This is a genomic window from Vagococcus fessus (assembly GCF_003987565.1).
Taxonomy (GTDB): domain Bacteria; phylum Bacillota; class Bacilli; order Lactobacillales; family Vagococcaceae; genus Vagococcus_D; species Vagococcus_D fessus.
In genome coordinates this window covers 763014-789222 of the sequence record NZ_NGJY01000002.1, presented here as the reverse complement: position 1 = coordinate 789222, position 26209 = coordinate 763014, and the positions used below count along the sequence as shown (strand labels likewise).

Sequence of the window (26209 nt, the reverse complement as noted above, 5' to 3'; positions counted from 1 at the left end):
AAAAAAGAGGTGTATGGAATGAAAGTTGTATTTATAACAGATGTCAAAGGACAAGGTAAAAAAGGTGAAGTTAAAGAAGTGTCATCAGGATATGCTCAAAATTTTCTTATAAAAAAGGGGTTAGCTAAAGAAGCAAATTCAACAACAATAAGTGAATTGAAAGGTAAGAAAAAAGCTCAAGAAAAGATTGAAGAAAATATAAAAAAAGAAGCAGAGCAGTTGAAATTTAAGATAGAAGAAGAAGGGTTTGAAGTTTTAATTAAAGCAAAGTCAGGAGAAGATTCAAGGTTATTTGGTTCAATACCATCTAAGCAAATAGCAGAAGCGTTAAATAAACAACATGGAATAAAATTAGATAAAAGAAAAATGGATTTGCCTGAACCTATAAGAACATTAGGTTTTAGAAATGTTCCTGTTAAATTACATCATGATGTAATAGCAGTATTACGTGTGCATGTTATATCAGAATAGAGCGAATGGAAATTCGCTTTTTCTTTTTTATTCAGTAAGTGGAAGTATATGGGAGAGATAAGAATGGATGAAATGTTACATGATAGAGTTCCACCTCAAAGTATTGAAGCAGAACAAGCAGTATTAGGGTCAATATTATTAGATTCTGACACTATAGTTGAGGCGATGGAGTATTTAAAGCCAGCTGATTTTTATCGTAGAAGCAATCAATTGATTTTCGAAACGATGATAAAGTTAACTGACAGTGGAGATGCAATAGACACTATTACAATAAAAGATAAATTAGAGAACTTAAATTTATTAGAAGATATTGGTGGGGTAACATATCTATCAGATCTAGCAATGTCGGTTCCCACAGCTGCAAATGTTGTACATTACGCCAAAATAGTAGAACAAAAATCATTGTTAAGAAATTTGATTCAGACTGCAACAGATATAGTATCACAAGGCTATGAGCAAAGCGATGAAGTTGGCAATATCCTTGATGAGGCAGAAAAACGGATTTTAGAAGTGTCAGAAAACAGAAAAAGAAATGAGTTTTTGTCTATTTCTGAAGTTCTGAATGATAGTTTTGCTGAAATTGACAGGTTGTCGCAACAAGAAGAAGAGATAACAGGGTTGCCAACAGGTTACCAAGCGTTAGACAAGATGACAGCGGGGTTGCAACCAGAAGAGCTGATAATCCTAGCTGCCCGGCCTGCAGTAGGAAAAACAGCGTTCGCCTTAAATATAGCTCAAAATGTAGGGACGAAAACAGATCAAGCAGTTGCTATATTTAGTTTGGAAATGGGAGCAACCTCTCTTGTCAACCGGATGTTGTGTGCAGAAGGGACGATTGAGGCACATAACTTAAGAACTGGGCAGTTGACAGAGTCTGAATGGCAAAGTTTAGTTATGGCAATGGGAAGTTTGTCAAAGGCAGATATTTATATTGATGATACTCCAGGTATTAAAATTACAGAAATAAGAGCGAAGTGTCGTAAGTTAGCTCAAGAAAAAGGTAATCTTGGTTTAATACTAATTGATTATTTACAACTCATTGAAGGTACTGGAAAAGAAAATAGACAACAAGAAGTGTCAGATATTTCTAGACAATTAAAGAAATTAGCAAAGGAACTAAAAGTCCCAGTGATAGCGTTATCTCAGTTATCTCGTGGAGTAGAACAAAGGCAAGATAAAAGACCGGTACTAAGTGATATACGTGAGTCAGGTTCAATCGAACAAGATGCAGATATAGTTGCTTTTCTCTACCGAGATGATTATTATCGAGATGAAGAAGGTGACGATGAAAATTCAGAAGAAAAAGAAGATAATAATATAGTAGAAGTCATCATTGAAAAAAATAGAAGTGGTGCAAGGGGTACCGTAGAATTACTCTTTATTAAAGAATATAATAAGTTTTCTTCCCTTTCAACTAGGCCAGAGTTTTAATGTTCGGGGTTAGGTGATTTGAAGTGCTAATCATTTTATTATCGTTCGAATTTAGTTGATTTTTAAAAGGTGCATTGTTAAAATAGATAAGGAATTGAATCTAAAAAATGAGAATGAGGTGTTCATATGTCATCAGTAGTAGTTGTAGGGACTCAATGGGGCGATGAAGGTAAAGGTAAAATTACAGACTTTTTAAGTGAGAATGCAGAGGTTATTTCACGTTATCAAGGTGGGGATAATGCAGGGCACACAATTAAATTTGATGGTGAAACATTTAAATTACAGTTAATCCCTTCAGGGATCTTTTACAAGGAGAAAATTAGCGTAATTGGAAATGGTGTAGTTGTAAATCCTAAATCTATCGTAACAGAATTAAAATACTTGCATGATCGTGGGATTAATACTGATAATTTACGTATTTCAGATCGCTGCCATATCATTTTGCCATATCATATTCAATTGGACACTTATCAAGAAGAATCAAAGGGTGATAATAAAATTGGAACGACTAATAAAGGTATAGGTCCAGCATACATGGATAAAGCTGCACGTGTAGGTATTAGAATGGCTGATTTATTAGATAAAGAAATTTTTGAAGAACGCTTACGCATTAATCTAGATGAAAAAAATCGTATGTTTACAAAAATGTATGATGGAGAAGCTTTGAATTTTGATGATATTTTTGAAGAGTATTATGAGTATGGACAACAAATTAAACAATATGTTACTGATACTTCTTATTTAGTAAATGAAGCTTTAGATAATAATAAAAATGTTTTATTTGAAGGTGCACAAGGTGTTATGTTAGACATTGATCACGGAACATATCCGTTCGTTACCTCATCTAATCCTATTGCAGGAGGAACAACTGTTGGAGGTGGTGTAGGACCAGCTAAAATTAATAAAGTTATAGGCGTATGTAAAGCGTATACTTCACGTGTAGGTGATGGACCATTTCCAACAGAATTATTTGATGAAGTAGGTGAACAAATTCGTACGGTTGGACGTGAGTTTGGGACTGTAACAGGACGTCCACGTCGTGTTGGTTGGTTTGATGCAGTTGTTATGAACCATTCTAAGCGAGTGTCAGGAATTACGAATCTATCACTTAATTCAATTGATGTATTAAGTGGGTTAGAAACTGTCAAAATATGTACAGCATATGAATTAGATGGAAAAGTAATCAATTACTATCCTGCTAGTTTGAAAGAATTAGAACGTTGTAAACCTATATTTGAAGAAATGCCAGGATGGTCTGAAGACGTTACGGCATGTAAGACGTTGGAAGAGTTACCCGAAACCGCGCGTCATTATGTTAAACGAGTTTCTGAACTTGTTGGTGTTAGAATTTCAACATTTTCTGTAGGACCAGATAGAACTCAAACAAATGTTTTAGAGGATATTTGGGCACAAATGTAATTAAAAAGACTTTATAATTTAAAAAACTGATGAATCTAAAATTGATTCATCAGTTCTTTTTTATTTTAGGTATTAAATTACATATTTTTTTTCCTATAGGAAGGTTGTAGTTAAAAACATACATATAAAAATTTGAAAACGTGTATCATGAGGTTTTTAATTATTTGAAAGTATGAAATTAAGAATAGTTATCATGAATAAGTTAGTGGAAACAATAAAAAAATACTATGAGAGAAAGAATTCCAGTTTATTTATAGTTAATTTAACTCATCAGTGCTTATTGACAAAGGTGTTTTAAAAATAGATAAAAATAAACACATCATTCAAAGGAACAATGTGTTTGTCTTCATTTTGAGAATAACCTCATCAAGGTGTTATTTTTAATTAGCGAATAATTCTTTGATTTTAGACTGAACGTCTTTATTATCAAGGAATTCATCATAGGTTGTTTCAGCGCGATCGACGACACCTTTATCAGAAATTGCGATGATACGGTTAGCAATAGTTTGAATAAATTGGTGGTCATGCGAGCTGAATAATAGAGAGCCTTTAAACGCAATTAGACCGTCATTAAGTGCCGTTATAGACTCTAGGTCCAAATGGTTAGTAGGATCGTCTAGAACGAGAACGTTAGCTTTTGAGAGCATAAGTTTAGATAACATACAGCGAACTTTTTCACCACCTGAAAGAACATTCACAGGTTTCATAACTTCGTCACCTGAAAATAGCATTCTTCCAAGGAAGCTGCGTAGGAACGTATTATCATCCTCATCTTTTCCTGCATATTGACGTAACCAGTCAACGATAGGTTGTTCATTTCCCTCAAATTCCTCTGAATTATCTTTTGGTAAGTATGCTTGTGAAGTTGTAACACCCCATTTAACTGAACCAGTATCAGGTTCCATTTCACCCATGATAATTTTAAATAAAACAGTCGTGACAATATCATTATTACCAATAAAAGCAACTTTGTCATCTTTATTTAAAGTGAATGAGATATTATCCAAGACCTTTTTACCATCAATTGTTTTAGATACATTTTCAACGGTTAATAAATCGTTACCAATTTCACGTTCAGGTGTAAATCCTACGAATGGATAACGACGTGAAGAAGGTTGGATGTCATCAATAGTAATTTTTTCTAACATTTTTTTACGAGAAGTCGCTTGTTTAGATTTTGAAGCATTTGCACTAAATCTAGCGATAAAGTCTTGTAATTCTTTGACTTTTTCTTCTTTTTTAGAATTTTGATCAGCTTGTAATTTAGCAGCTAATTGACTAGACTCTAACCAAAAATCATAGTTACCTACATAAAGTTGGATTTTTCCGAAATCTAAATCAGCCATATGTGTACACACTTTATTTAAAAAGTGACGGTCATGTGATACAACAATAACAGTATTATCAAAGTTAATTAAAAATTCTTCTAACCATGCAATAGATTGTGTATCAAGTCCATTAGTAGGCTCATCTAAAAGTAAGACATCAGGTTTACCGAATAAAGCTTGTGCTAATAACACTTTAACTTTTTGTCCAGCAGATAATTCAGCCATTTTCTGGTCGTGTAGTGAGTCTGGAATATTTAAACCTTGTAACATCATTGCAGCTTCAGATTCAGCTTCCCAACCACCAAGTTCAGCAAATTCACCCTCTAGTTCAGCTGCCTTAATACCATCTTCCTCAGAAAAGTCTTCTTTCATATAGATAGCATCTTTTTCTTGCATTACTTCATAAAGGCGTTTGTGGCCCATCATAACAGTTGCAAGAACTGTTTCTTCTTCATAATCAAAGTGATTTTGTTTCAGAGTAGCCAGACGTTCATCTGGTCCCATTGTTACAGAACCTGTAGTAGGTTCTATTGTTCCATCAAGAACTTTTAAAAAAGTCGATTTTCCGGCACCATTCGCACCGATTAAACCGTAACAATTTCCAGGTGTAAATTTAATATTTACATCTTCAAAAAGTTTACGGTCAGTTAATAATAAACTAACATTAGATACAGTAATCATTTTATTAAATTCCTCTATTCTTTTATCTCTATTTTTTTGATAGACCTCTATGAATTATAACGAGGAATTTGAGTATTTACAAGGTATTAAGTTATTCTAGTGGTATAATGTAAAAGATAATTGAAAAATTCATTAGAGGGGATGAAATAAGATATGAAATTTAAAGATTTTGTGTATGAACGTCCGAATTACGATGAGATAAACGGTAAAATGAGTAAATTAATAGAAGAATTGAAGTTAGCAACAGAGGATAGTACAGTAAAAATTGCCAAAGAATTAAATCAAATTAATAGCGATATTAGTTCTATGGAGCAGTTATGTAATATACGACACTCTATTGATAATAGTGACAAATTTTACAGTAAAGAGAAAGAGTATTGGGATGAATTTGGTCCTAGGTATGAAGAGTTTATAACGGAGTACTATAGAGCGATAATCGAGTCACCTCATCAAAATGAATTAAGAAAATTTTTTCCAAAGCCGTTCTTTTTAATGGCAAAAAACCAACTGGAGACTTTTTCTTCAGACATTATTGAATTACTTCAGAAAGAAAATAGCTTGGTTGGTGAATATGAATCGTTATTAGCTACAGCAGAGGTAGAATTTGATGGTAAAAATTTAGTATTACCTAAGCTAGATCCATATTGTCAAAGTTTGGATAGGAATATTAGAAAGAAAGCAAGTTTAGTTCGCAGTAGTTTTTTTAAAGAAAATAAAGAAAAAATAGATTCTATTTATGATGATTTGGTGAATATTAGAACTGAGATGGCCCGTAGACTTGGTTTTAACGACTATGTTGAGATGGGGTATGCTATTATGAATCGTCTTGATTATGATAGACAAATGGTGGAAGGCTATCGTAAAGATATTTTAAAGCATGTTGTTCCTATATCTGAAAAATTATATATGAGGCAGGCGAAGCGTTTAGGATTAGAAAAATTATTTAATTATGACTTGCCTTTAGAATATACGGATGGTAATGCTATACCAAAAGATACCCCAGAAACTATTCTAGAAAATGGATTACAGATGTATAAAGAGCTTTCTCCTGAAACAGGAGAATTTATGTCTAGCATGCTCAATAGAGAATTACTAGACGTATTAAGTAAACCAGGTAAGCAAAGTGGTGGATATTGTGAGTTTCTTCCTAAAGAAAAGGCCCCGTTTATTTTTGCTAATTTTAATGGGACATCTGGTGATATTGACGTCTTGACACATGAGGCAGGCCATGCTTTTCAAGTGTATCAATCACGGTGGATTGAACAGCCAGAGTGTGTATTTCCAACAAATGAAAGTTGCGAGATCCACTCAATGAGCATGGAGTTTTTCACATGGCCGTGGATGCACCTTTTCTTTAAAGAACAAACAGAGAAGTATCGTTATTCTCATTTAGCAAGTGCGGTTCAGTTTTTACCGTATGGTGTGTTAGTAGATCATTTTCAACATGAAGTATATGAGAATCCTAAAATGACACCTGCGGAACGGAATGCAACATGGAGACGTTTGGAAAAAATGTATTGTCCTGAACGAAATTACTCGGAAGATCCTTTTTTAGAAGAAGGTACTTATTGGTATAGACAAGGGCATATCTTTTTTGCGCCATTTTATTATATTGATTATACATTGGCGCAAGTATGTGCATTCCAATACTGGCAACGTGATTATCTTGAAAAAGATTCTAGTGCATGGGATGACTATATGAAGATATGTAAAGTTGGCGGTACTAAGACATTTACTGAGATAGTTGAATTAGGAAACTTAAAATCGCCATTTGATAAGGGAACTTTAGAAGAGGTCATGGGAGCAGTTGGTGACTATTTTGAGAGTGTTGATGATAGTAAATTTTAAATAATAGATTTGAGGAGAGTTATAGTATGACAATTAAATTAATAGCAATAGATATTGATGGAACATTAATAAATTCTCATCACGAGTTAACAGAGAGAACAAAAGAAGCAATTACAAAAGCAAAAGAACAAGGTATAAAAATTGTTGTTGCGACGGGCAGACCATATCCAGGGGTTGCTAATATTTTAAAAGAACTTGGTTTAGAAGATAAAGGTGATTATGTTATTACTTATAATGGCTCTTTGGTTCAAGAGTGCGATACGAAAAAAGCAATTGTATCACATGGCTTGTCGTATGATAATTTTATTGAAATTGAGGCCTTATCTCGCCAACTAGGTAGTCATTTACATTCCATAGATAGAGAGAACATATATACAGCGAATCACCATATAAGCCCATATACAATCCATGAAGCTAGTTTGACGGGGATGCCGTTACATTATCGTGCTGTGGATCAAATGACTGCAGATATGGAAATTGTGAAGATGATGATGATCGATGAGCCTACTATTTTAGATGAAGTTATATCAAAATTGCCAAGTTGGTTTACTGATAAATACACAACTACAAAGAGCGCACCCTTTTATTTAGAAGTACTTAATAAACAGGCTAATAAAGGAATTGCGGTAAAAGAGTTGGCTGACTATTTAGGTATTAAACAAGAGGAAACAATGGCAATCGGTGATAATGAGAACGATTTAGAAATGGTAGAGTATGCGGGAATGGGTGTTGCAATGGCAAATGCTGTTCCTAAATTGAAAGCTGCAGCAAATTATGAAACGTTATCTAATGATGAAGATGGTGTTGCGGTTATGATAGAGAAACATCTTAGTTAAATGTAAACAAAAAAGACTTGCCTTTTAAATGGCAAGTCTTTTTGTTTACAGTAGGTTTATATACTGGTGATATAGTTTGAATAAGTTAACTTAAAAATGTCTAGTAAGTAACATAGATGTTAATTCATGAAGTATATTTTTAGTATTGTCAGTATTGTTAGGTAATTTTTGGATACTTTTAAGAGCACTATCAGTATAATCAGTCGCAATTTTCTTTGCATCTTCGATTGCGCCAGATTGATGAACAATATCATAAACACGTGAAGTATCATGACTATTCATTTGAGATTTCTTTTTTAATAAAGGAAGTAACTCTTCTGGTTTTTTTTGAATAGCAAGTATCAACGGCAGACTATAAACGCCTTGTCTAACATCTTCTAGTACAGGTTTACCGAGACTATTAGAATCTTGAGTATAGTCCAAGATATCATCAAGTACTTGGAAAGCCATCCCAATATTATTGCCAATTTTTTTACAATTATTTGAAAATAATTGAGAACATCCAGCTTCATAGGCACCAACAAAGCAACTTAAAGCAAATAGCTCAGCTGTTTTACCAGAAATATTCTTAAGATAGGTTTTAATAGAGATAGAAGTATCATAACGTGTATTCATTTGTCCTAGTTCACCAGAAAGTACGTTTTCCATACTGCGAGCATTAATTTGAATACTTTTTAATGAAGACGTATAATCAGCTAACATTTTAAAACACGTGATAAAAAGGTAATCACCAGCATATACAGCAATGTCTTTTCCGAATTTTGATTGGATAGTTGGTACATTACGTCTAATTTCAGCTTCGTCCACGATATCATCATGGATAAGGGTAGCAGTATGCAAGGTTTCCATTGCAGCAGCTAAAGCGATGGCCTTTTCTTTTTCTTGATTACCAAATTGCGAGAATAGTAAGAGATAGGCAGGCCGTAAAAGTTTACCTCCAGAAGACATCATTGAAAAAATAGCATGTTCGACATCTTTGTTGGTTAACTTTATAGAGCGTTCCATTAAGTTTAATGTAGCTTGTAAGTCTTGAGCCAAATTAGGGTAATCGTGCCATAATTTGTGAATTTTCATGGTTATACTCCTTATAGTAATAATACGAATCCTAGGATAATTTAGGTTGTTCATGAGCTGCTTTAAATTGGCTAAGAGTTTTGACATGCCCCATCAAATAATTAGCAGCAATACCGACAGCAATACCAGCTAATATCCCAATGAAGGAAAGGATAGGTAAGTATAGCATAACAGACCACGAACGAGCGATAAAACTAGCAGTACATAGTTGTCCAACATTATGCAGAAAACCGCCAGTTGCACTTATCCCGATAACACTGACTTTATTAGGACCGAGTTGTTTTATAATCAACATTCCAAAGTAGCTCAGTAAAGCCCCTGTCGCACTATAAAGTAGTGTTGAAATAGTTCCTCCAAGTAATGTCGTTAAAATTAACCGTAGACAAACTAGAAAAAAACTTTCTTTTTTACTCATTGTAAAAATAGAGATAATTGTTATTAGGTTGGCTAGACCGAGTTTTGCTCCAGGTGCAAATGCAAAAGGAAAAGGTATCATATTCTCTAATAATCCAATAATAACACCTTGTGCAACCAGTAAGGAGATATAAATCAGTTTTTTATTTTTTGTCATGGATATAACCTCCTAAGTGATGGCCAGTACAGTCAGTAATTAAAAATAAAGCCCTAGAGGAAATCCCCCTAGAACTTTATAAAGTAAGGGAGCTTTAGTTATTGCGCCCGTATATTGATTTTACATCTCCGTACCACCATTTACCAAGTTTACGTTGTAACCAAGGCACAACCCACTTGTCTAAACCAATAGCACGACCTGAACCATTCATTAGAGCAAAGGCAACAGGGATGAACCAAATATTTACCCAATAGAACATACCTGATAAACAGAATGCCGCTACTAAAGCAATAGTAGTTGCACTACTTAACCAAGTAAATAAACCAGCAATTAATGCTAGGGCAATTAACACTTCAAAAATAGTCATGAATTTTTGCATAAATAATGCAACTTCTTTGTTAGGCATCATGAATTCCATAACAGATGAGAACCATTTAGGCATGTGATCAAAAACCAGCATTGGTTCCTCACCATATGCATAACTTAAACCGAAATGAGCAGCTTGAGCGGCTGTATCTCCAGCACTTGCAGCGCTATCTCCTGCAGCAGAAGCACCTGTTGTTGCTGCATCTTGTAACCATGGGAATGGGAATGCGACGTTATCAGTGAACCAAGAACCTTCACCAAACCAAGTATTAGGTTTTAGATAATCACCTTCACCGACGACTTTCTTCATAGCTTCTACTAACCAAACTAAACCATAGAAGATACGTAGAGGAACAGACCATAAAACATTACCATAACGTGAAGAATGCCCACGGGCAACATTACGTTCATCTTTGATATGGAAAAATTCGTGCATAATGTATTGGAATGCATAGTATCCTGAACGGATATCTAAGAAATATTTCAAGTTAATCATGTGTTTCATTAAAATAGCTAAGAAACCACTTAAGTGAATTTTGTCAAATAGACAAGCGACACCATATTTAGAACCAATAGAAACCATGAATCCTTGATAGTTTCCTTTATAAGCGTGTTTTTCAGTACCATTAATTTCTGCAATAATATTAGCAGCAGCGCAATGTCCAGTACCTTCAGCAGCTTGAACAATTTGAGGTGTTGGAGTGTTTTCAAACTCTTCGTAATATACTAAATCTCCGACAACATAGACACCTTTATCTTCAAAACCTTTAGCTTGCATAAATTCATTGGCAACTAAACGATTAGCACGTGCAGATTCCATACCAAATTCTTTAGCGTCACTATTAGCTTGAACACCAGCTGTCCAAATTAAAGTATGAGTAGGGATAGTATCACCATTTTTAAGAGTGATTGCTTCCGCACCAACTTCAACGATTGGAGAGTTTTTAAGAATTTCAATCCCATTTTTAACCATGAATCGTTCAGCTTTACCAGCATCATTACGATCAAGCATATTTAAGATTGTTGGAGCAGCTTCAACTACTAATAATGAAATTTCATCAGCTGTGATTTTGTTGTTTTTAGCTAGACGTTCTTTCCAGTCTAAAAGTTCTCCGACCATTTCGATCCCCGTGAAACCAGAACCACAAACAACGAAAGTTAACATAGCTTTACGCAATTCATCATTTGGTTCAAGAGCTGCTAATTTAACAGTTCTTTCGATATGTTTACGTAATTTGATAGAATCTTCCATTGACCATAATGTGAACCCATTTTCTTTAACTCCAGGTGTACCGAAATCATTAGGTTCTCCACCCATGCCTAACATGACATAGTCAAATGGGTATTCTCCATTTTCAGTAACAACAACTTTGTTTTCTTTATCAATAGTAGTAACATTATCTGTTACTAATTTGACATTTTTACGTTTGCAGAATAGACGTTGTAAGTCGTATTGGATTGCTTCAGGTTCAACACGACCACCTGCTACTTCATGAAGCTCTGTCATCATTGTTTGATATGAATGACGGTCAATTAATGTAATTTCTACATCTGGATTTTTTTTCAGTTTTTTTGAAAGTACTTTAGTCGCACAAACACCTGAATATCCAGCACCGACTACGACGATTTTTGTTTTAGCCATAGTTTATAACCTCTTTCCTTTTTATATAATATGTAATAAAAAAATAAATGCAACGATAATCAAATGATAATCTAATACATTATATAATCAAATACAACGTATGTCTAACTAATTTTCAGAAAAAATGAAAATAATGCAACAAATAATAATATGCGCATATAATATGTGAAATTTATAAAAATGGGACACTTTTTTATTGCAATAAAATGCGAGATGATATAGAATGAATATGTAAATTAATTCACAAGAAACTTTTTGTGATTAAAAATATTTTTCGAAAGAAAAGGGGATTTTTATAATGAAAACAAAAAAATTAGTTACAAGTTTTGCTTTATTAGCAATGGCATCATTTGCTTTAGTAGCGTGTAGCCCAGATAAAAAAGCGGATGATAAGTCTGATGCTAAAACAGAACAAACTGAGAAAAAAGAAGATAAAAAAGAAGAACAAAAAGAAATGGTTAAAACTGCAGGAGCAGATTTAAAAGACGGCGAATATACATTAGAAGAGAAAAATGAAGATAATGGTTACCGTTCAACATTTAAAATGGTAGTAAAAGATGGAAAAATCACTAAAGATTCTAAATTTGATGCTATCAACAAAGATGGAAAATCAAAAACAGAAGATGCTGACTATAACAAAATGATGGATGAAAAAGCTGGTACATCTCCAGATAAATTTATTCCAGCGTTAAACGAAGCTTTCATCGCATCACAATCAGCTGACGGTGTTGAAGTAGTAACAGGAGCAACTCATTCAACAAGTACTTTTAAAAACTATGCACAACAATTAATTCAAGCAGCTCAAGCTGGTAAAACTGATAAAATTGAAATCGATAATGGTGCGGAACTTAAAGATGGTGAGTACACATTAGAAGAGAAAAATGATTCTAATGGTTACCATACAGTGTTCTCAATAGTAGTTAAAGATCACAAAATTGCAGAATCTAAGTATGATAACTTAAATAAAGATGGCAAATCAAAAATTGAAGATGCAGAATATAACAAAAATATGAAAGAATTCGGTGGTGAAACTAACCCAGAAGCTTTCATTCCAGAATTAAACAAACGTTTAGTTGCAGCTAATAAAGAAGCTGAAAAACCAACTGCAGCTATTGATGTAGTGACTGGTGCAACACACTCAACACACTCATTTGAAATGTATGCTGAACAATTAATCAATGCTGCTGAAAAAGGCGACACTGCTAAAATTGTTGTAGATAACATTGTAATGGAAGAAAAAAAATAGAAATTTATTAGATGAATAAAAAGAACAGGTTCTGATATCAGAACTTGTTCTTTTTTTATCACTTAACTAATGATAAGCTATTATAATAGTATGAGTATATTGAAAGAAAGTGAGTTATATTAAAATGAAGAAAAGAATAAGCTTATTGGTAATGGTCGCTTGTGTAATTGTTTTGACGGCATGTGGTTCTAATAAAGAAAAAGTAGAGTTATTAAATGATCCGTATATGGACCAACAGTTTTTAATGGGAACTTATGTAAGGATGCAAATTTTTGATGAAGGTAAAGAGGATGTTCTTAAAATAGCTTTTGATAGAGTTAAGGCATTAGCTGATAAAATTACAGTTAATGAAAAAGGATCAGAAATTGATAAAGTAAATGAGGCATCAGGACTAAAACCTGTTAAAGTGTCAGATGATGTTTACCCACTTGTAAAAAAAGCGTATCAGTATAGTGATGAGTGGAATAAGGGGTTTGATTTATCAATAGGTAAAATCACACAGTTGTGGCATATAGGATTTGATGATGCTAGAAAGCCAGAACAATCAGAAATTGATGATGCATTAAAATTAATTAATTATAAAGATGTTGAATTAGATGATGAAAAACAAACCGTATTTTTAAAGAAAAAAGGAATGGAATTAGATTTAGGTGCAATTGCTAAAGGATATATAACCGATGAAGTGGTTAAGGTTATGAAGAAAAATGATGTGACAACGGCTATTATTGACTTAGGTGGAAATGTATATGTATTAGGGAAGAGTCCTAGAAAGTCAGATGGTGAGTGGAAAGTTGGAATTCAAGATCCTAATCAAGCAAGAAACACAGTTGTGGGTTCGGTAACAACGAGTAATAAATCATTAGTAACGTCAGGGATATATGAGCGTAACCTGACAGTTAATGGTGAGACGTTCCATCATTTATTTAGTCCTGAAACGGGTTATCCATTTAAAAATGAAATTGCAGGTGTTTCAATTATTTCAGATAGGTCTATTGATGGAGATGGTTTATCGACATCGATTTTCTCAATGGGACTTAAAGATGGATTAGCTCATATCGATAAATTAGATAATGTAGAAGCTATCTTTGTAACCAAAGATGATAAAGTTTATATTAGTAAAGGTCTAGAGGGAAATTTTGAATTAAATAAAGACTCTGGTTATGACCTGGTTAAATTGAAAGGAAAATAAAATGACAATAAGAAATTTTTTGAAGTTAGTGGAAATTCAAACAAAATTAGCTAGCTTATTTCCTTTTTTAATAGGTGTTCTTTTCTCACTTTCATATTTCAAACAAATAAATTGGCTAAATACATTTATCTTCTTTTGTGGGATGTTAGTTTTTGATATGGCAACAACTGCCATCAATAATTATATGGATTTTATTAAAGCAAAAGACGATATCTATAAGAGTAATACTAATATTATTGGTCAAGCTAACTTGGACACGAAAAGAATTGCTTTTTTGATTAGTATGATGCTTATTTTTTCAATGGTTGTAGGATTAGTTCTTGTGTATAGAACAGGATGGCTAATGTTAGTTATGGGTGGTGTGTGTTGTTTTATAGGAATATTTTATACATATGGACCTATTCCATTGTCAAGAATGCCTTTAGGGGAGCTGTTTAGTGGAGTTACTATGGGGTTGGGAATATTTTTAATGACAGTGTATATTAATACGTATAGCACAATGTTTTTATATTTAGATTTGTCTAATTGGGAGTTTCAATTGGTGGGGAATATAAAAATATTACTTGCGATTTTATGGGCATCGTTACCAATGGTCTTTACGATTGCAAACATAATGTTAGCTAATAACTTGTGTGATTTAGATGAGGACATAAAAAATCATCGCTATACGTTACCCTATTATATTGGAAGAGAGAGGGGTGTAGTTTTATTTCGTGTACTAATGTTTAGTTGTTACGGAATTGTAATTATAGGACTACTACTAGGTGTTTATCAGTGGCCGATGTTAATTACGCTGCTAACTTTTCCAATTATTAAAAAAAATGTGTCTGAGTTTAGCAGATGTCAAATTAAAAGTAAGACATTTGTTATTTCTATAAAAAATCTAGTCGTATTTAATGTGGCCCAAATAATAGGGCTCCTGATTAGTTTAATAGTATAGAAAGGTTAAGTTAGTTTAAGCTAACTTAACCTTTTTTGTTTAAAATTAGCCTTTAGACTGATTTACTAATTACTAAGATTTAGTATCATATAAAGTAAAGATTATTAGGGAGGTTATAAGGATGGAAAAGAAACAATATGTTTGTGATAAATGCCAGGGGATGAGTTATTCAGCTGATCAGTTTCAAGCAACAGGGGGGAATTTTGCTAAAATATTCGATGTACAAAACAAGAAATTTATAACAATTAGTTGCGATCACTGCGGGTATACAGAGTTATATAAAGCAAATACAAGTTCAGGTTGGAACGTTTTAGATTTCTTAACAGGAGGTTAGACCGCGAAATACACTTCTCATTCTTTTTAAATTCTGCTATGATGTCAGTAAGTTAGTAGAATTTAAAAAGAGGGATAATAGATGAAGTTAACAATTAAAGATATAGCAAGTAAAGCAGGTGTTTCCATTACTACAGTTTCCCACATCTTAAATGATAAAGGGAGCCGATTTACTGATGAAACAAGAGAAAAAGTTTTAAAGGTAGTAGAGGAGTACAATTATAAGCCGGATTTTGTGGCACGAAGTATGGTAACGAAGCGCTCTAAATCGATAGGTATGATAGTTCCGGATGTAACCGATTTCTTTTTTTCAAAGTTAATAGAAGGTGTAGAAACATATCTCAATAATTTAGGTTACATGTTGATTTTATGTAATTCAAAGCATGATAGAGAACAAGAACAAAAATTTTTTTATGAGTTAATCCATAGAGCCGTAGAGGGGATTATTATTGCAACCCCAAATATTTTATCAGATGAAATAATGGAAACGTGTACAAAGAAAGATAAAGGGGTGCCCATTATCTTAGTAGATATGGCTAAAAATAAACGAAATGAAGGAAAATTAATTGTAGAGGAACGAAGAGGTGTTTATGAGGCTACTTCTTATTTAGTAAAATCTAATCATCGTAATATAGGTTTTATGAAGGAAGTCGGTGAATATTATCAACTTTCAGAGCGTTTGAGAGGGTATTTAGACTGCTTGGAAGAGAATGATATTCCGTATAATTCTAACTACATAGTTGAAAGTTATTTAACTATTGAAGGCGGGTATACGGGAGCAAAAAAAATATTAGAACAAACCAAAGGAGAAATGACAGCTCTTATATGCAGTAATGACCAAATGGCTATGGGAGCTTATCAGGCAGTATATGAAGCTGGATTAAGAATACCGGACGATATATCAATAATTGGTTTTGATGGTTTAGATACAAGTAGATATTTAGCGCCATCTTTAACAACAGTTCAACAACCAGTATTTGATATCGGTTATTCAGCAGCAAAATTTGTGGTAGATGCAATTGAAAAACCTTATATTAAAATTCCAACAAAAATATTTCCGACGAAGTTAATTATTAGAGAAAGCGTGAAAGCTATTGACTAGAAAATAGTAAGATGCTAATATGATTATTGAAAGCGCTTGTATGTATCGGTTTTAATAAAGTAAAACGTTTTACTAGTTTTTGCGATTTTACATAAAAGGAAGCTACACTAATATACTAGTATCAGGGGGAAATAAAAATGAGAATGATTGACTTAATTGAAAAAAAACGTGATGGTGGAGAACTTACAAAAGAAGAAATCAACTTTTTTGTTGACGGGTATACTGACGGTAGTATTCCTGATTATCAAGCAAGTACATTTTTGATGACGGTATTTTATAAAGATATGACTGACGAAGAAATCACTAACCTAACATTAGCAATGGCTAATTCAGGTGATGTAATTGACTTATCCTCAATTGAAGGTGTGAAAGTAGATAAACATTCAACAGGTGGCGTTGGTGACACAACAACTATCGTTTTAGCACCGTTGGTTGCAGCAGTGGGTGTTCCAGTAGCTAAAATGTCTGGCCGCGGTCTGGGTCATACGGGTGGAACTATTGATAAGTTAGAAGCTATCCCAGGTTTCCAAGTTGAGTTAGAGAATGATAAATTTATTAAACTAGTCAATGAAACACAAGTAGCAGTTACTGGTCAATCAGGTAACTTAGCTCCGGCAGATAAAAAACTATATGCATTAAGAGATGTAACGGCAACAGTAGATTCAATCCCATTAATTGCAAGCTCAATTATGAGTAAAAAAATTGCTTCAGGTGCTGATGCAATAGTACTAGACGTAACAACTGGTGACGGCGCATTCATGAAAAATATTGAAGATGCTACTCGCTTAGCTAAAACAATGGTTCGTATTGGTAAATTGGCTGGTCGTAACACAATGGCAGTTATTTCTGATATGTCTCAACCACTAGGAGAAGCGATTGGTAATACTATTGAGATTGAAGAAGCAATTGCTACTTTAAATGGTAATGGACCTGAAGATTTAACAGAAATGGTTTATGTTCTAGGAAGCCAAATGGTTGTTCTTGCAGGTAAAGCAGATACATTAGAAGAAGCACGTGCTATGTTAGTAGAAGCTTTGGAATCTGGTAAAGCTAAGGAGAAATTCAAAGAGATGATTGCTAATCAAGGTGGGAATCCTGAAATAGTAGATGCTCCAGAAAAAATGGCTCAAGCAAAATTTGTTTATGAAGTACCAGCTAAAGAATCGGGTTGTGTTCGTGAGATTCATGCAGAAAATGTTGGTATTGCAGCGATGATCTTAGGTGCTGGAAGAAAAACAAAAGAAGATTCTATTGACTACAGCGTGGGAGTTAAACTACACAAAAAAGTTGGTATGGATGTTAAAGAAGGCGAAACCTTAGTAACTATCTACTCTAATACGGAAGATGTTGCAGCCGTGAGAGAGATGTTATATGATAATATTACAATCGGTGACAAAGTAGAAGAACCAGCATTGATTAGAGGTATTATTACAGAGTAGTGATTAAAACTTGTTAAATAGATTTTAATAGATAAAAATGAACCTAGTAGAGAATTAAAAGTGATGACAAATTTACTGATTCTTTACTAGGTAAAATCTAAATCTCTCTGAAAGCGCTTGATAAACGAATGATAATAGCATATAAATTGTTATTGTAGTGTATTTACTTGTTTTTTTATGACAAAAACAAGTAAAATAACTATTATAGTGGTTAATTTATTTATTTTTGTCACTTTAGGTATTATTTATATTGAAAGTTAGGTGAAAAGTTATGAGTAACAAAGAAAAATGGATTGAGATGGCACAAGATGCATGCAAAAATGCCCATGTACCGTATTCTAATTTCCCGGTAGGAGCATGTTTAGTTACTGAAGACGATCAAGTATTTACAGGTGTAAATATTGAAAACGCTTCGTTTGGCTTAACCAATTGTGCTGAAAGAACAGCAATATTTAAAGCGGTTTCTGAAGGCTACAAGAATTTTAAACATATTGTTATTGTAGGGGATACAGATCAACCAATCTCGCCATGTGGCGCTTGTCGTCAGGTGATGATAGAGTTTTGTAAACCAGCAATGCCGGTAACCTTAGTAGCAAAAGACGGAAGTACTCTTGATATGACATTAGGAGAATTGCTTCCATATTCGTTTACAGAAGATCAATTATAATAACCATGATTTATTCAGTCACCAGACTGTTAAATAAAAAAATATATTAGGGGGCTTTAAAAATGAAAGTATCTAAAAAATTTGGAATGGGTTTATTAGCTTTAGGATTATGTACAACATTGGTAGCATGCGGTAGTAATGATAAAGGTGACAAAAAAGAAAGTAAAGGTTCTGACGGTCAACATACAGTCGCATTAGTTACTGACTTAGGTGGGGTTGATGATAAATCATTTAACCAATCAGCCTGGGAAGGTTTACAAGAATGGGGTAAAGCAAACAAATTAGAAAAGGGTAATGGTGGTTTTAACTATTATCAATCTAACTCAGATTCAGAATTTGATACTAACATTAATACAGCTTTAAACGACGGTTTTGAAACTATTTTCGGAATTGGATATAAATTAAAACCTGCAATTGACGCAGCAGCGGCAGCAAATGCAGATAAAAACTTTGTCTTAATTGATGATCAAATTGATGGCAAAGATAATGTAGCATCAGTAGTATTTAAAGATAATGAAGCGGCTTACTTAGCAGGGATTGCAGCAGCCATGACAACCAAATCAAATAAAGTTGGTTTCGTTGGAGGACAAGAAGGTGACGTAATTGGACGTTTCGATGCTGGTTTTGAAGCAGGTGTTAAGTCAGTTAATAAAGATATCGATGTAAGTTCTTCATACGTTGGATCATTTGGTGATGCTCCTAAAGGTAAAGCAACAGCAGAAGCAATGTACGGCAAAGGTATTGATATAATTTACCACGCATCAGGAGATACAGGTAATGGCGTATTCACAGCTGCAAAAGATATTATCAAAGCAGATAAAGATAAAAAAGTTTGGGTAATTGGTGTTGACCGTGACCAAACAGCAGAAGGTAAAGAAGGCGAATTAAACGTGACGTTAACATCTACATTAAAAGGTGTTTCAAAAGTTGTTCAAGATTTAGCTACTCAAGCTAACGATGGAAAATTCCCTGGGGGCGAACATTTAGTATATGGACTTAAAGAAGATGGTGTTGATTTAAGTGAAGGTCAATTATCAGATGAAATTAAAGAAGCAGTAAACAAAGCTAAAGAAGAAATCAAAGAAGGTAAAATTGAAGTTCCTGAAAAACCAGCTAAAAAATAAGTATTAAAAATCATTCATCCGAAATAGTAAGGACGTGAAAAAAGTGGAAAAATCACAACACGTGATTGAAATGAAAAATATTACTAAAGCTTTTGGAACATTTAAAGCGAATGATAATATTAATTTAAATGTTAGAAAAGGCGAAATACATGCACTTTTAGGTGAAAATGGTGCGGGTAAATCAACATTGATGAATATTCTGTCAGGTTTATTACAACCAACATCAGGAGAAATCTATATCAATGAAAAACTAGAAGAGATTTCAGATCCGACAGTAGCGAGTCAATTAGGTATCGGAATGGTGCATCAGCACTTTATGCTTATTGATAACTTTACTGTTGCTGAAAATATTATCTTAGGAAGTGAGCCTGTTAAAGGTGTCACAATAGATAAGAAAAAAGCTTATGACGAAATCCAAGCTGTTTCGGATAGATATGGTTTTAACATTGATTTAGATGCTTTGGTATCAGATATATCAGTAGGGATGCAACAGCGTGTTGAAATTCTGAAGACGTTATATCGTGGAGCTGATTTATTAATTTTTGATGAACCAACGGCGGTATTAACACCTCAAGAAATTGAAGAGTTAATAGGTATCATGCATGGTTTAGTAGCAGAAGGAAAATCATTGATTATCATTACGCATAAGCTTGATGAAATTAAATCAGTTGCGGATAGATGTACAATTATTCGTAGAGGTAAGAGTATTGATACTGTTACGGTTGCGGATGTTACATCTCAAGAACTTGCAGATTTGATGGTAGGACGTTCGGTGTCATTTAAGACACCGAAAGGGCCATCAAATCCTCAAAATTCAGTACTTAAAGTTTCTGATTTAGTTGTAAAGGAAAATCGAGGTCTAGATGCTGTTAAAAATATGAATTTAGAAGTTCGTGCAGGCGAAATTGTTGGGATTGCAGGAATTGACGGAAATGGTCAAAGTGAGTTGATTCAAGCTATCACTGGAATGCGTAAAGTTGAAAGTGGAACCATTGAAATAAATGGTAAAGATATGACAAACTTAAAACCTCGTCAAATTACAGAAAATAGTGTAGGTCATGTTCCAGAAGATAGACACAAATTCGGATTAGTCTTGCCGATGACGTTATCTGAGAATATAGCACTGCAAACCTACTACAAAGAGCCTAACAGCAAAAACGGTTTACTAAACTATAAATACATAAATAGTCATGCAATTGAATTGATTGATGAGTTTGATGTTAGAACACCAAGTGAAACAGTCCCAGCATCAGCTTTGTCAGGTGGTAATCAACAAAAAGCAATTATTGCTAGAGAAATAGATAGAGATCCAGATTTGCTTATTGTTTCTCAGCCAACACGTGGTTTGGATGTGGGTGCGATTGAATATATTCACAAACGTTTAATTGAGCAACGTGATAATGGTAAGGGTGTATTATGTGTAAGTTTTGAGCTTGATGAAATTTTAAATGTTTCTGATAGAATTGTTGTAATGTTTGAAGGAACAATTACAGGGATTGTAGATCCAAAAGAAACAACAGAGCAAGAGCTAGGGTTGTTAATGGCGGGTATGTCAATTGAAGAAGCGCGAGCTAACTTAGCACAAGATGCAACTGAGAAGGGAGCAGATGGACATGAGTAAAAAGAATATGCAGAGTCTAGCAGTTCCGGTAATATCAGTTCTTTTTGGTCTTATTTTAGGGGCTATTGTCATGCTAGTTTCGGGCTATAATCCAATAGATGGATACGGTGCAATGCTGAAAGGTGCCTTTGGTCGTACTTATAATATAGGTGAAGTTTTCCGTTTAGCATCGCCTTTAGTTTTAACAGCATTAGGATTTTCAGTAGCATATACTGCGGGCTTCTTTAATATAGGTCTTGCTGGTCAAGCACTATGTGGATGGTTGGCATCTGTGTCAATTGCCCAAGTTTTTGCTGATTTACCAAAACCAATTTTACTGACAATGTGTATCGTTGGTGGTGCGGTTGCTGGTGGCCTTTATGCAGGTATTGCAGGGGTTCTGCGTGCAAAATTTGGAACAAGTGAAGTTATTGTAACGATCATGTTGAATTACACAATCTTATATATAAGTAATCACTTAGTTCGTAATGTTTTAACAACGGATAAAGATGCAACAGAAATGATTTCACAAAATGCAAGCTTACGTGTTCCATTTTTACAACAAATTAGTGGCGGATCACGTTTAAATGCAGGAATTTTTATTGCGATTATTGCAATTATTGTTATCTGGGTATTGATGAAGAAAACAACGGCAGGATTTGAACTTCGTTCAGTTGGTATTAATCCATTTGCATCAGAGTATGCAGGGATGAGCGCTAATAAAAATATTATATTGGCGATGGTTATCGCAGGGATGTTGGCAGGTCTTGGCGGTGTTATTGAGGGACTAGGAACATTCCAAAATATTTATGTTATGGCGGCAGTACCAGAAATTGGATTTGATGGTATGGCTGTTTCTCTACTAGGTAATGGTCATCCAATTGGAATCTTTATTTCAGCTATTTTATTCGGAATTTTAAAAGTCGGTGGATTAAGCATGCCGGGTGCAGGTATTCCAAAAGAAGTTGTAGAAATCGTAATTGCATCTATCATTTTCTTCGTGGGTGCAAGTTATGTAATTCGTTACTTATTAGCTAAATTTGATAAAAATGCACAGAAAGGAGAGATGTAAGATGTTACAATTTTTAGTGATCGTTGTCTCTTCGACCTTAGTGTATTCAGCCCCTTTAATTTTTACAGCTCTAGGGGGAACATTTTCTGAGCGAGGCGGCGTAGTTAACGTTGGTTTGGAAGGTATCATGGTAATGGGTGCATTTAGTGCCTGTGTATTTAATTTATTTACCGCAGATGTTTTAGGAGCCGCAACACCTTGGATTTCATTGTTAATAGGTGGCGCAACAGGAATTCTATTTTCACTATTCCATGCGGTGGCGACAATTAATTGGCGTGCAGACCATATTGTCAGTGGTACGGTAATTAATTTAATGGCACCAGGTTTAGCAGTATTTCTAACACGTTTGATTTTTAATGATCGTGGACAAACTGATATTATCCAAGAGCGTTTTGGTAAATTTAGTTTTCCTATTTTAGAAAAAATCCCTGTTGTTGGAGATATTCTATTCAAAGATACGTCAGCTCCAGCATACTTGGCTATTTTAGTAGCTGTTGTATCATATTTTATTCTATTTAAAACGAAATTCGGTTTGCGTTTAAGAGCTGTAGGTGAAAATCCTCAAGCTGCAGATACATTAGGTATTAGTGTTTATAAAATGAAATATGCGGGTGTCTTGATTTCAGGTTTCCTTGGTGGTGTTGGTGGTGCTGTTTTAGTACAATCAGTTTCATCACAATTCTCAAGAGCAACAATTACGGGACAAGGATTTATTGCTATGGCAGCAATGATTTTTGGTAAATGGAACCCATTAGGTGCACTTGGTGCAGCACTGTTCTTCGGATTAGCGCAAAGTCTAGGTGTAATTGGGCCACAAATTCCAGGTTTAGAAAACTTAGCCCCTGTTTATTGGCAAGTTGCCCCTTACATTTTAACAGTAATTGTATTAGTATTGTTTATTGGGTCATCTAAAGCACCTAAGGCAATCGGTAAAACGTATATTAAATCAAAATAAGACAAGCCGACGTGCCAAGGGAAGTTTTACTAACCTTATGGCACGTTTGTGCTTGAAATGACTATAAATTTAGTCGAATTGGAAAAAGAAAGAAGGAATTAAGATGTTTAAAAGAGTACATTTAATCGTATTAGATTCAGTAGGTATTGGAGAAGCACCAGATGCAGAAAAATTTGGAGATTTAGGTAGTCACACACTAGGTCATATTGCAGAAGAAGCTGGATTAAACATTCCAGAAATGGAACAATTAGGCTTAGGGACAATTGAACCACTAAAAGGTGTTAAAGCAGTTGCAGACCACAAAGGATATGCTACTAAATTAGAAGAAATTTCTGTAGGTAAAGATACTATGACGGGTCATTGGGAGATTATGGGCTTGAACATCGAAACACCGTTTAGAGTATTCCCTGACGGTTTCCCTCAAGAATTATTAGATAAAATTTCAGAATTTTCTGGTAGAGGAATTGTATGTAATAAACCATATAGTGGAACAGCCGTTATCGACGATTTTGGTGAACACCAAATGAAAACGGGTGACTTGATTGTCTACACATCTGCAGATCCGGTATTACAGATTGCAGCTCACGAAGAAGTCATTCCTCTAGAAGAGTTATATAAAATTTGTGAGTACGTTCGTGAAATTACTAAAGATGATCCATATATGATTGGTCGTATTATTGCGCGTCCATATTTGGGAGAACCTGGTAACTTTAAACGTACTGCTAATCGCCATGATTATGCATTAGATCCATTTGGCCATACTGTATTAGATTCATTAAAAGAAGGCGGAAAAGATGTTATTGCAGTAGGTAAAATTAACGATATCTTTAATGCTCAAGGTATTACTGAATTTGTTCGTACTAAATCAAATATGGATGGTGTAGATCAGTTATTAGAAGTCATGAAGAAAGACTTCACTGGTTTAAGTTTTACTAATTTAGTAGATTTTGATGCTCTATTTGGTCATCGTCGTGATGTTATCGGGTACGGAAAAGCTCTAGAAGATTTTGATGGTCGTTTACAAGAAATTTATGCAGCAATGGAAGATGACGATCTATTATTAATTACAGCTGACCATGGTAATGATCCAACATTCCCAGGAACAGATCATACAAGAGAGTATGTTCCGTTATTAGCTTATAGCAAAAAAATGACTGGACAAGGTTCTTTACCACAAGGATTCTATTCAGATATTGCAGCTACTATTGCTGAGAACTTTGATGTTCCTGCAACAGAAAATGGAACTAGTTTCTTAAAAGACTTAAAATAAAAGGAGAACACAATGACTAAAACATTAAGCGTTAAATTAAATGAAACAGCTGAATTTATTAAAAGTAAAGGTGTTAAAGAAATTGATTTTGGTTTGATTTTAGGTTCAGGTTTAGGTGAATTAGCTGAAGAAATTACAGATGCTATTGTAATTCCTTACGAAGAAATTCCGAATTTTCCAGTGTCAACAGTCGTAGGTCATGCTGGTCAACTAGTATATGGTAAACTAGAAAACAAATTTGTACTTGCAATGCAAGGTCGATTCCATTTCTATGAAGGGAATACAATGGATGTTGTAACGTTCCCTGTACGTGTAATGAATGCCCTAGGTGCTCATTCAATGGTAGTAACGAATGCTGCGGGTGGTGTGAATACATCATTTACTCCGGGTAACTTAATGTTGATCACAGACCAAATCAACTTCACAGGAACTAACCCGTTAATTGGTGAAAATGATGAAAACTTGGGACCACGCTTCCCTGATATGTCTGAACCATATGATATTGAATATGGTAAAGTAGCTCGTAAAGTAGCAGCTGATTTAAAAATCACGTTACAACAAGGTGTTTATATGGGATTCACAGGACCTACATATGAAACCCCAGCAGAAGTTCGCATGGCTCGAGTAATGGGGGCAGATGCAGTAGGTATGTCCACAGTACCTGAAGTAATCGTTGCTCGCCACATGGGAATGCGTGTATTGGGTATTACATGTGTGACCAACTTAGCAGCTGGAATGCAAGCTAATTTAAATCATGCAGAAGTTGTGGAAACAACTGAACGTGTAAAAGCTGATTTCAAAATGTTAATTAAACAAACACTTAAAAATATCTAAAGTAATCTACTAATCAAATTAAAGAAGAGGTGCCGAGATGAGTATCCATATTGGAGCAGAAAAAGGGGCCGTAGCGGATAAGATTTTATTGCCGGGAGACCCACTTAGAGCGAAATATATTGCAGAAAAATTCTTAGAAGATGTTGTCTTGTATAATGAAGTCCGTGGTATGTATGGTTTTACTGGTACTTATAAAGGTGAACGTGTTTCAGTTCAAGGGACTGGGATGGGAATGCCTTCAGCTGCAATTTATGTGACGGAGTTGGTTAAAGATTACGATGTTAAAAAATTAATTCGAGTAGGGACATGTGGATCAATCCAAAAAGATGTCCATGTAAGAGATATTGTTTTAGCCCAAGCAGCTGCAACAACATCTGCCATTATTCGAAATGATTTTCCAAAACATGATTTTCCTCAAATTGCTAATTTTGATTTGTTAATGAAATCATATACGGTTGCTAAAGGAAAAGGTTTCAACGTTCATGTCGGAAATGTTCTATCTGATGATGTTTTTTATAAAGATAGTTTAGATGATACCTTTAAATTGGGTGAACATGGTGTATTAGCAGTAGAAATGGAAGCCGCTATTATTTACTATGTCGCTGCTAAATATGGTGTTCAAGCTTTGAGTTTAATGACGGTAAGTGATCACATGATTACGGGTGAAGAAACGACGTCAGAAGAACGTCAAGAAACTTTCGATGAGATGATTATTGTTGCCTTAGATACATTAATTAACTAATTAAAATGCCAATCTATTAGATTGGCATT

At 34.2% G+C, this 26209-nt stretch carries 23 protein-coding genes; 19 read left to right on the top strand and 4 right to left on the bottom strand.

The window, feature by feature from the left end; translation table 11 throughout:
- Positions 1-18: 18 nt before the first annotated feature.
- From rplI to CBF31_RS08070, 3 genes are all read left to right on the top strand, one after another.
- Entirely contained in the window at positions 19-471 is a 453-nt protein-coding gene (rplI, locus tag CBF31_RS08080; protein ID WP_126831873.1) for a 50S ribosomal protein L9, read from the top strand.
- A gap of 63 nt (positions 472-534) precedes the next feature.
- Complete coding sequence (gene dnaB, locus CBF31_RS08075; protein ID WP_126831872.1) at positions 535-1902, top strand: replicative DNA helicase; 1368 nt, start codon at positions 535-537, stop codon at positions 1900-1902.
- Between the two features lie 126 nt (positions 1903-2028).
- A complete protein-coding gene (locus tag CBF31_RS08070; protein WP_126831871.1) occupies positions 2029-3321 on the top strand; it encodes an adenylosuccinate synthase in 1293 nt (430 codons plus the stop codon).
- Positions 3322-3701: 380 nt separating this feature from the next.
- On the opposite strand, the gene CBF31_RS08065 is transcribed toward CBF31_RS08070, so the two are convergent.
- A complete protein-coding gene (locus tag CBF31_RS08065; RefSeq protein ID WP_126831870.1) occupies positions 3702-5330 on the bottom strand; it encodes an ABC-F family ATP-binding cassette domain-containing protein in 1629 nt (542 codons plus the stop codon).
- Between the two features lie 153 nt (positions 5331-5483).
- On the opposite strand from CBF31_RS08065, the gene CBF31_RS08060 reads away from it, so the two are divergent.
- A complete protein-coding gene (locus CBF31_RS08060; protein WP_126831869.1) occupies positions 5484-7178 on the top strand; it encodes a M3 family oligoendopeptidase in 1695 nt (564 codons plus the stop codon).
- 26 nt (positions 7179-7204) lie between these two features.
- Positions 7205-8014, top strand: coding sequence for a sugar-phosphatase (yidA, locus tag CBF31_RS08055; protein WP_126831868.1), 810 nt, complete (start codon positions 7205-7207; stop codon positions 8012-8014).
- Between the two features lie 90 nt (positions 8015-8104).
- Here the strand turns inward: yidA and CBF31_RS08050 are convergent, their stop codons facing one another.
- The 3 genes from CBF31_RS08050 to CBF31_RS08040 form a co-directional block, all read right to left on the bottom strand.
- The gene (locus CBF31_RS08050) at positions 8105-9088 is read right to left on the bottom strand and encodes a polyprenyl synthetase family protein (RefSeq protein ID WP_126831867.1); all 984 of its coding nucleotides are present in this window, start codon (positions 9086-9088) and stop codon (positions 8105-8107) included.
- A 31-nt stretch (positions 9089-9119) separates the two neighbouring features.
- Complete coding sequence (locus CBF31_RS08045; protein ID WP_126831866.1) at positions 9120-9659, bottom strand: Gx transporter family protein; 540 nt, start codon at positions 9657-9659, stop codon at positions 9120-9122.
- A 94-nt stretch (positions 9660-9753) separates the two neighbouring features.
- Positions 9754-11667, bottom strand: coding sequence for an NAD(P)/FAD-dependent oxidoreductase (locus CBF31_RS08040; protein ID WP_126831865.1), 1914 nt, complete (start codon positions 11665-11667; stop codon positions 9754-9756).
- A gap of 298 nt (positions 11668-11965) precedes the next feature.
- On the opposite strand from CBF31_RS08040, the gene pplA reads away from it, so the two are divergent.
- The 14 genes from pplA to deoD all read left to right on the top strand — a co-directional run bounded on the left by pplA (position 11966) and on the right by deoD (position 26180).
- Positions 11966-12913: an extracellular electron transfer flavoprotein PplA gene (gene pplA / locus CBF31_RS08035; RefSeq protein ID WP_126831864.1), complete on the top strand. Its 948-nt coding sequence runs from the start codon at positions 11966-11968 to the stop codon at positions 12911-12913.
- Between the two features lie 124 nt (positions 12914-13037).
- Positions 13038-14102 carry an FAD:protein FMN transferase gene (locus CBF31_RS08030; protein ID WP_126831863.1) on the top strand — a complete coding sequence of 355 codons (1065 nt, stop codon included), beginning with the start codon at positions 13038-13040 and terminating at the stop codon, positions 14100-14102.
- Position 14103: 1 nt separating this feature from the next.
- On the top strand, positions 14104-15042 hold the full coding sequence (gene menA / locus CBF31_RS08025) for a 1,4-dihydroxy-2-naphthoate polyprenyltransferase (protein WP_126831862.1): 939 nt from the start codon (positions 14104-14106) through the stop codon (positions 15040-15042).
- Between the two features lie 121 nt (positions 15043-15163).
- Positions 15164-15376: a zinc ribbon domain-containing protein gene (locus tag CBF31_RS08020; RefSeq protein WP_126831861.1), complete on the top strand. Its 213-nt coding sequence runs from the start codon at positions 15164-15166 to the stop codon at positions 15374-15376.
- Between the two features lie 81 nt (positions 15377-15457).
- Entirely contained in the window at positions 15458-16477 is a 1020-nt protein-coding gene (locus CBF31_RS08015) for a LacI family DNA-binding transcriptional regulator (protein ID WP_126831860.1), read from the top strand.
- A 137-nt stretch (positions 16478-16614) separates the two neighbouring features.
- On the top strand, positions 16615-17916 hold the full coding sequence (locus CBF31_RS08010) for a pyrimidine-nucleoside phosphorylase (RefSeq protein ID WP_126831859.1): 1302 nt from the start codon (positions 16615-16617) through the stop codon (positions 17914-17916).
- Between the two features lie 271 nt (positions 17917-18187).
- Entirely contained in the window at positions 18188-18583 is a 396-nt protein-coding gene (locus CBF31_RS08005) for a cytidine deaminase (RefSeq protein WP_126831858.1), read from the top strand.
- 62 nt (positions 18584-18645) lie between these two features.
- Complete coding sequence (locus CBF31_RS08000) at positions 18646-19707, top strand: BMP family lipoprotein (RefSeq protein ID WP_126831857.1); 1062 nt, start codon at positions 18646-18648, stop codon at positions 19705-19707.
- Between the two features lie 43 nt (positions 19708-19750).
- On the top strand, positions 19751-21328 hold the full coding sequence (locus CBF31_RS07995) for an ABC transporter ATP-binding protein (protein ID WP_415674437.1): 1578 nt from the start codon (positions 19751-19753) through the stop codon (positions 21326-21328).
- A complete protein-coding gene (locus CBF31_RS07990; RefSeq protein ID WP_126831856.1) occupies positions 21315-22379 on the top strand; it encodes an ABC transporter permease in 1065 nt (354 codons plus the stop codon). The genes CBF31_RS07995 and CBF31_RS07990 overlap by 14 nt, the downstream gene beginning before the upstream one ends.
- Position 22380: 1 nt before the next feature.
- Positions 22381-23334 carry an ABC transporter permease gene (locus CBF31_RS07985; protein ID WP_126831855.1) on the top strand — a complete coding sequence of 318 codons (954 nt, stop codon included), beginning with the start codon at positions 22381-22383 and terminating at the stop codon, positions 23332-23334.
- A 103-nt stretch (positions 23335-23437) separates the two neighbouring features.
- The gene (gene deoB / locus CBF31_RS07980) at positions 23438-24604 is read left to right on the top strand and encodes a phosphopentomutase (RefSeq protein ID WP_126831854.1); all 1167 of its coding nucleotides are present in this window, start codon (positions 23438-23440) and stop codon (positions 24602-24604) included.
- Between the two features lie 12 nt (positions 24605-24616).
- On the top strand, positions 24617-25438 hold the full coding sequence (locus CBF31_RS07975; protein ID WP_126831853.1) for a purine-nucleoside phosphorylase: 822 nt from the start codon (positions 24617-24619) through the stop codon (positions 25436-25438).
- Between the two features lie 37 nt (positions 25439-25475).
- Positions 25476-26180, top strand: a complete 705-nt coding sequence (gene deoD, locus CBF31_RS07970) for a purine-nucleoside phosphorylase (RefSeq protein WP_126831852.1) — start codon at positions 25476-25478, stop codon at positions 26178-26180.
- Positions 26181-26209: the final 29 nt, after the last annotated feature.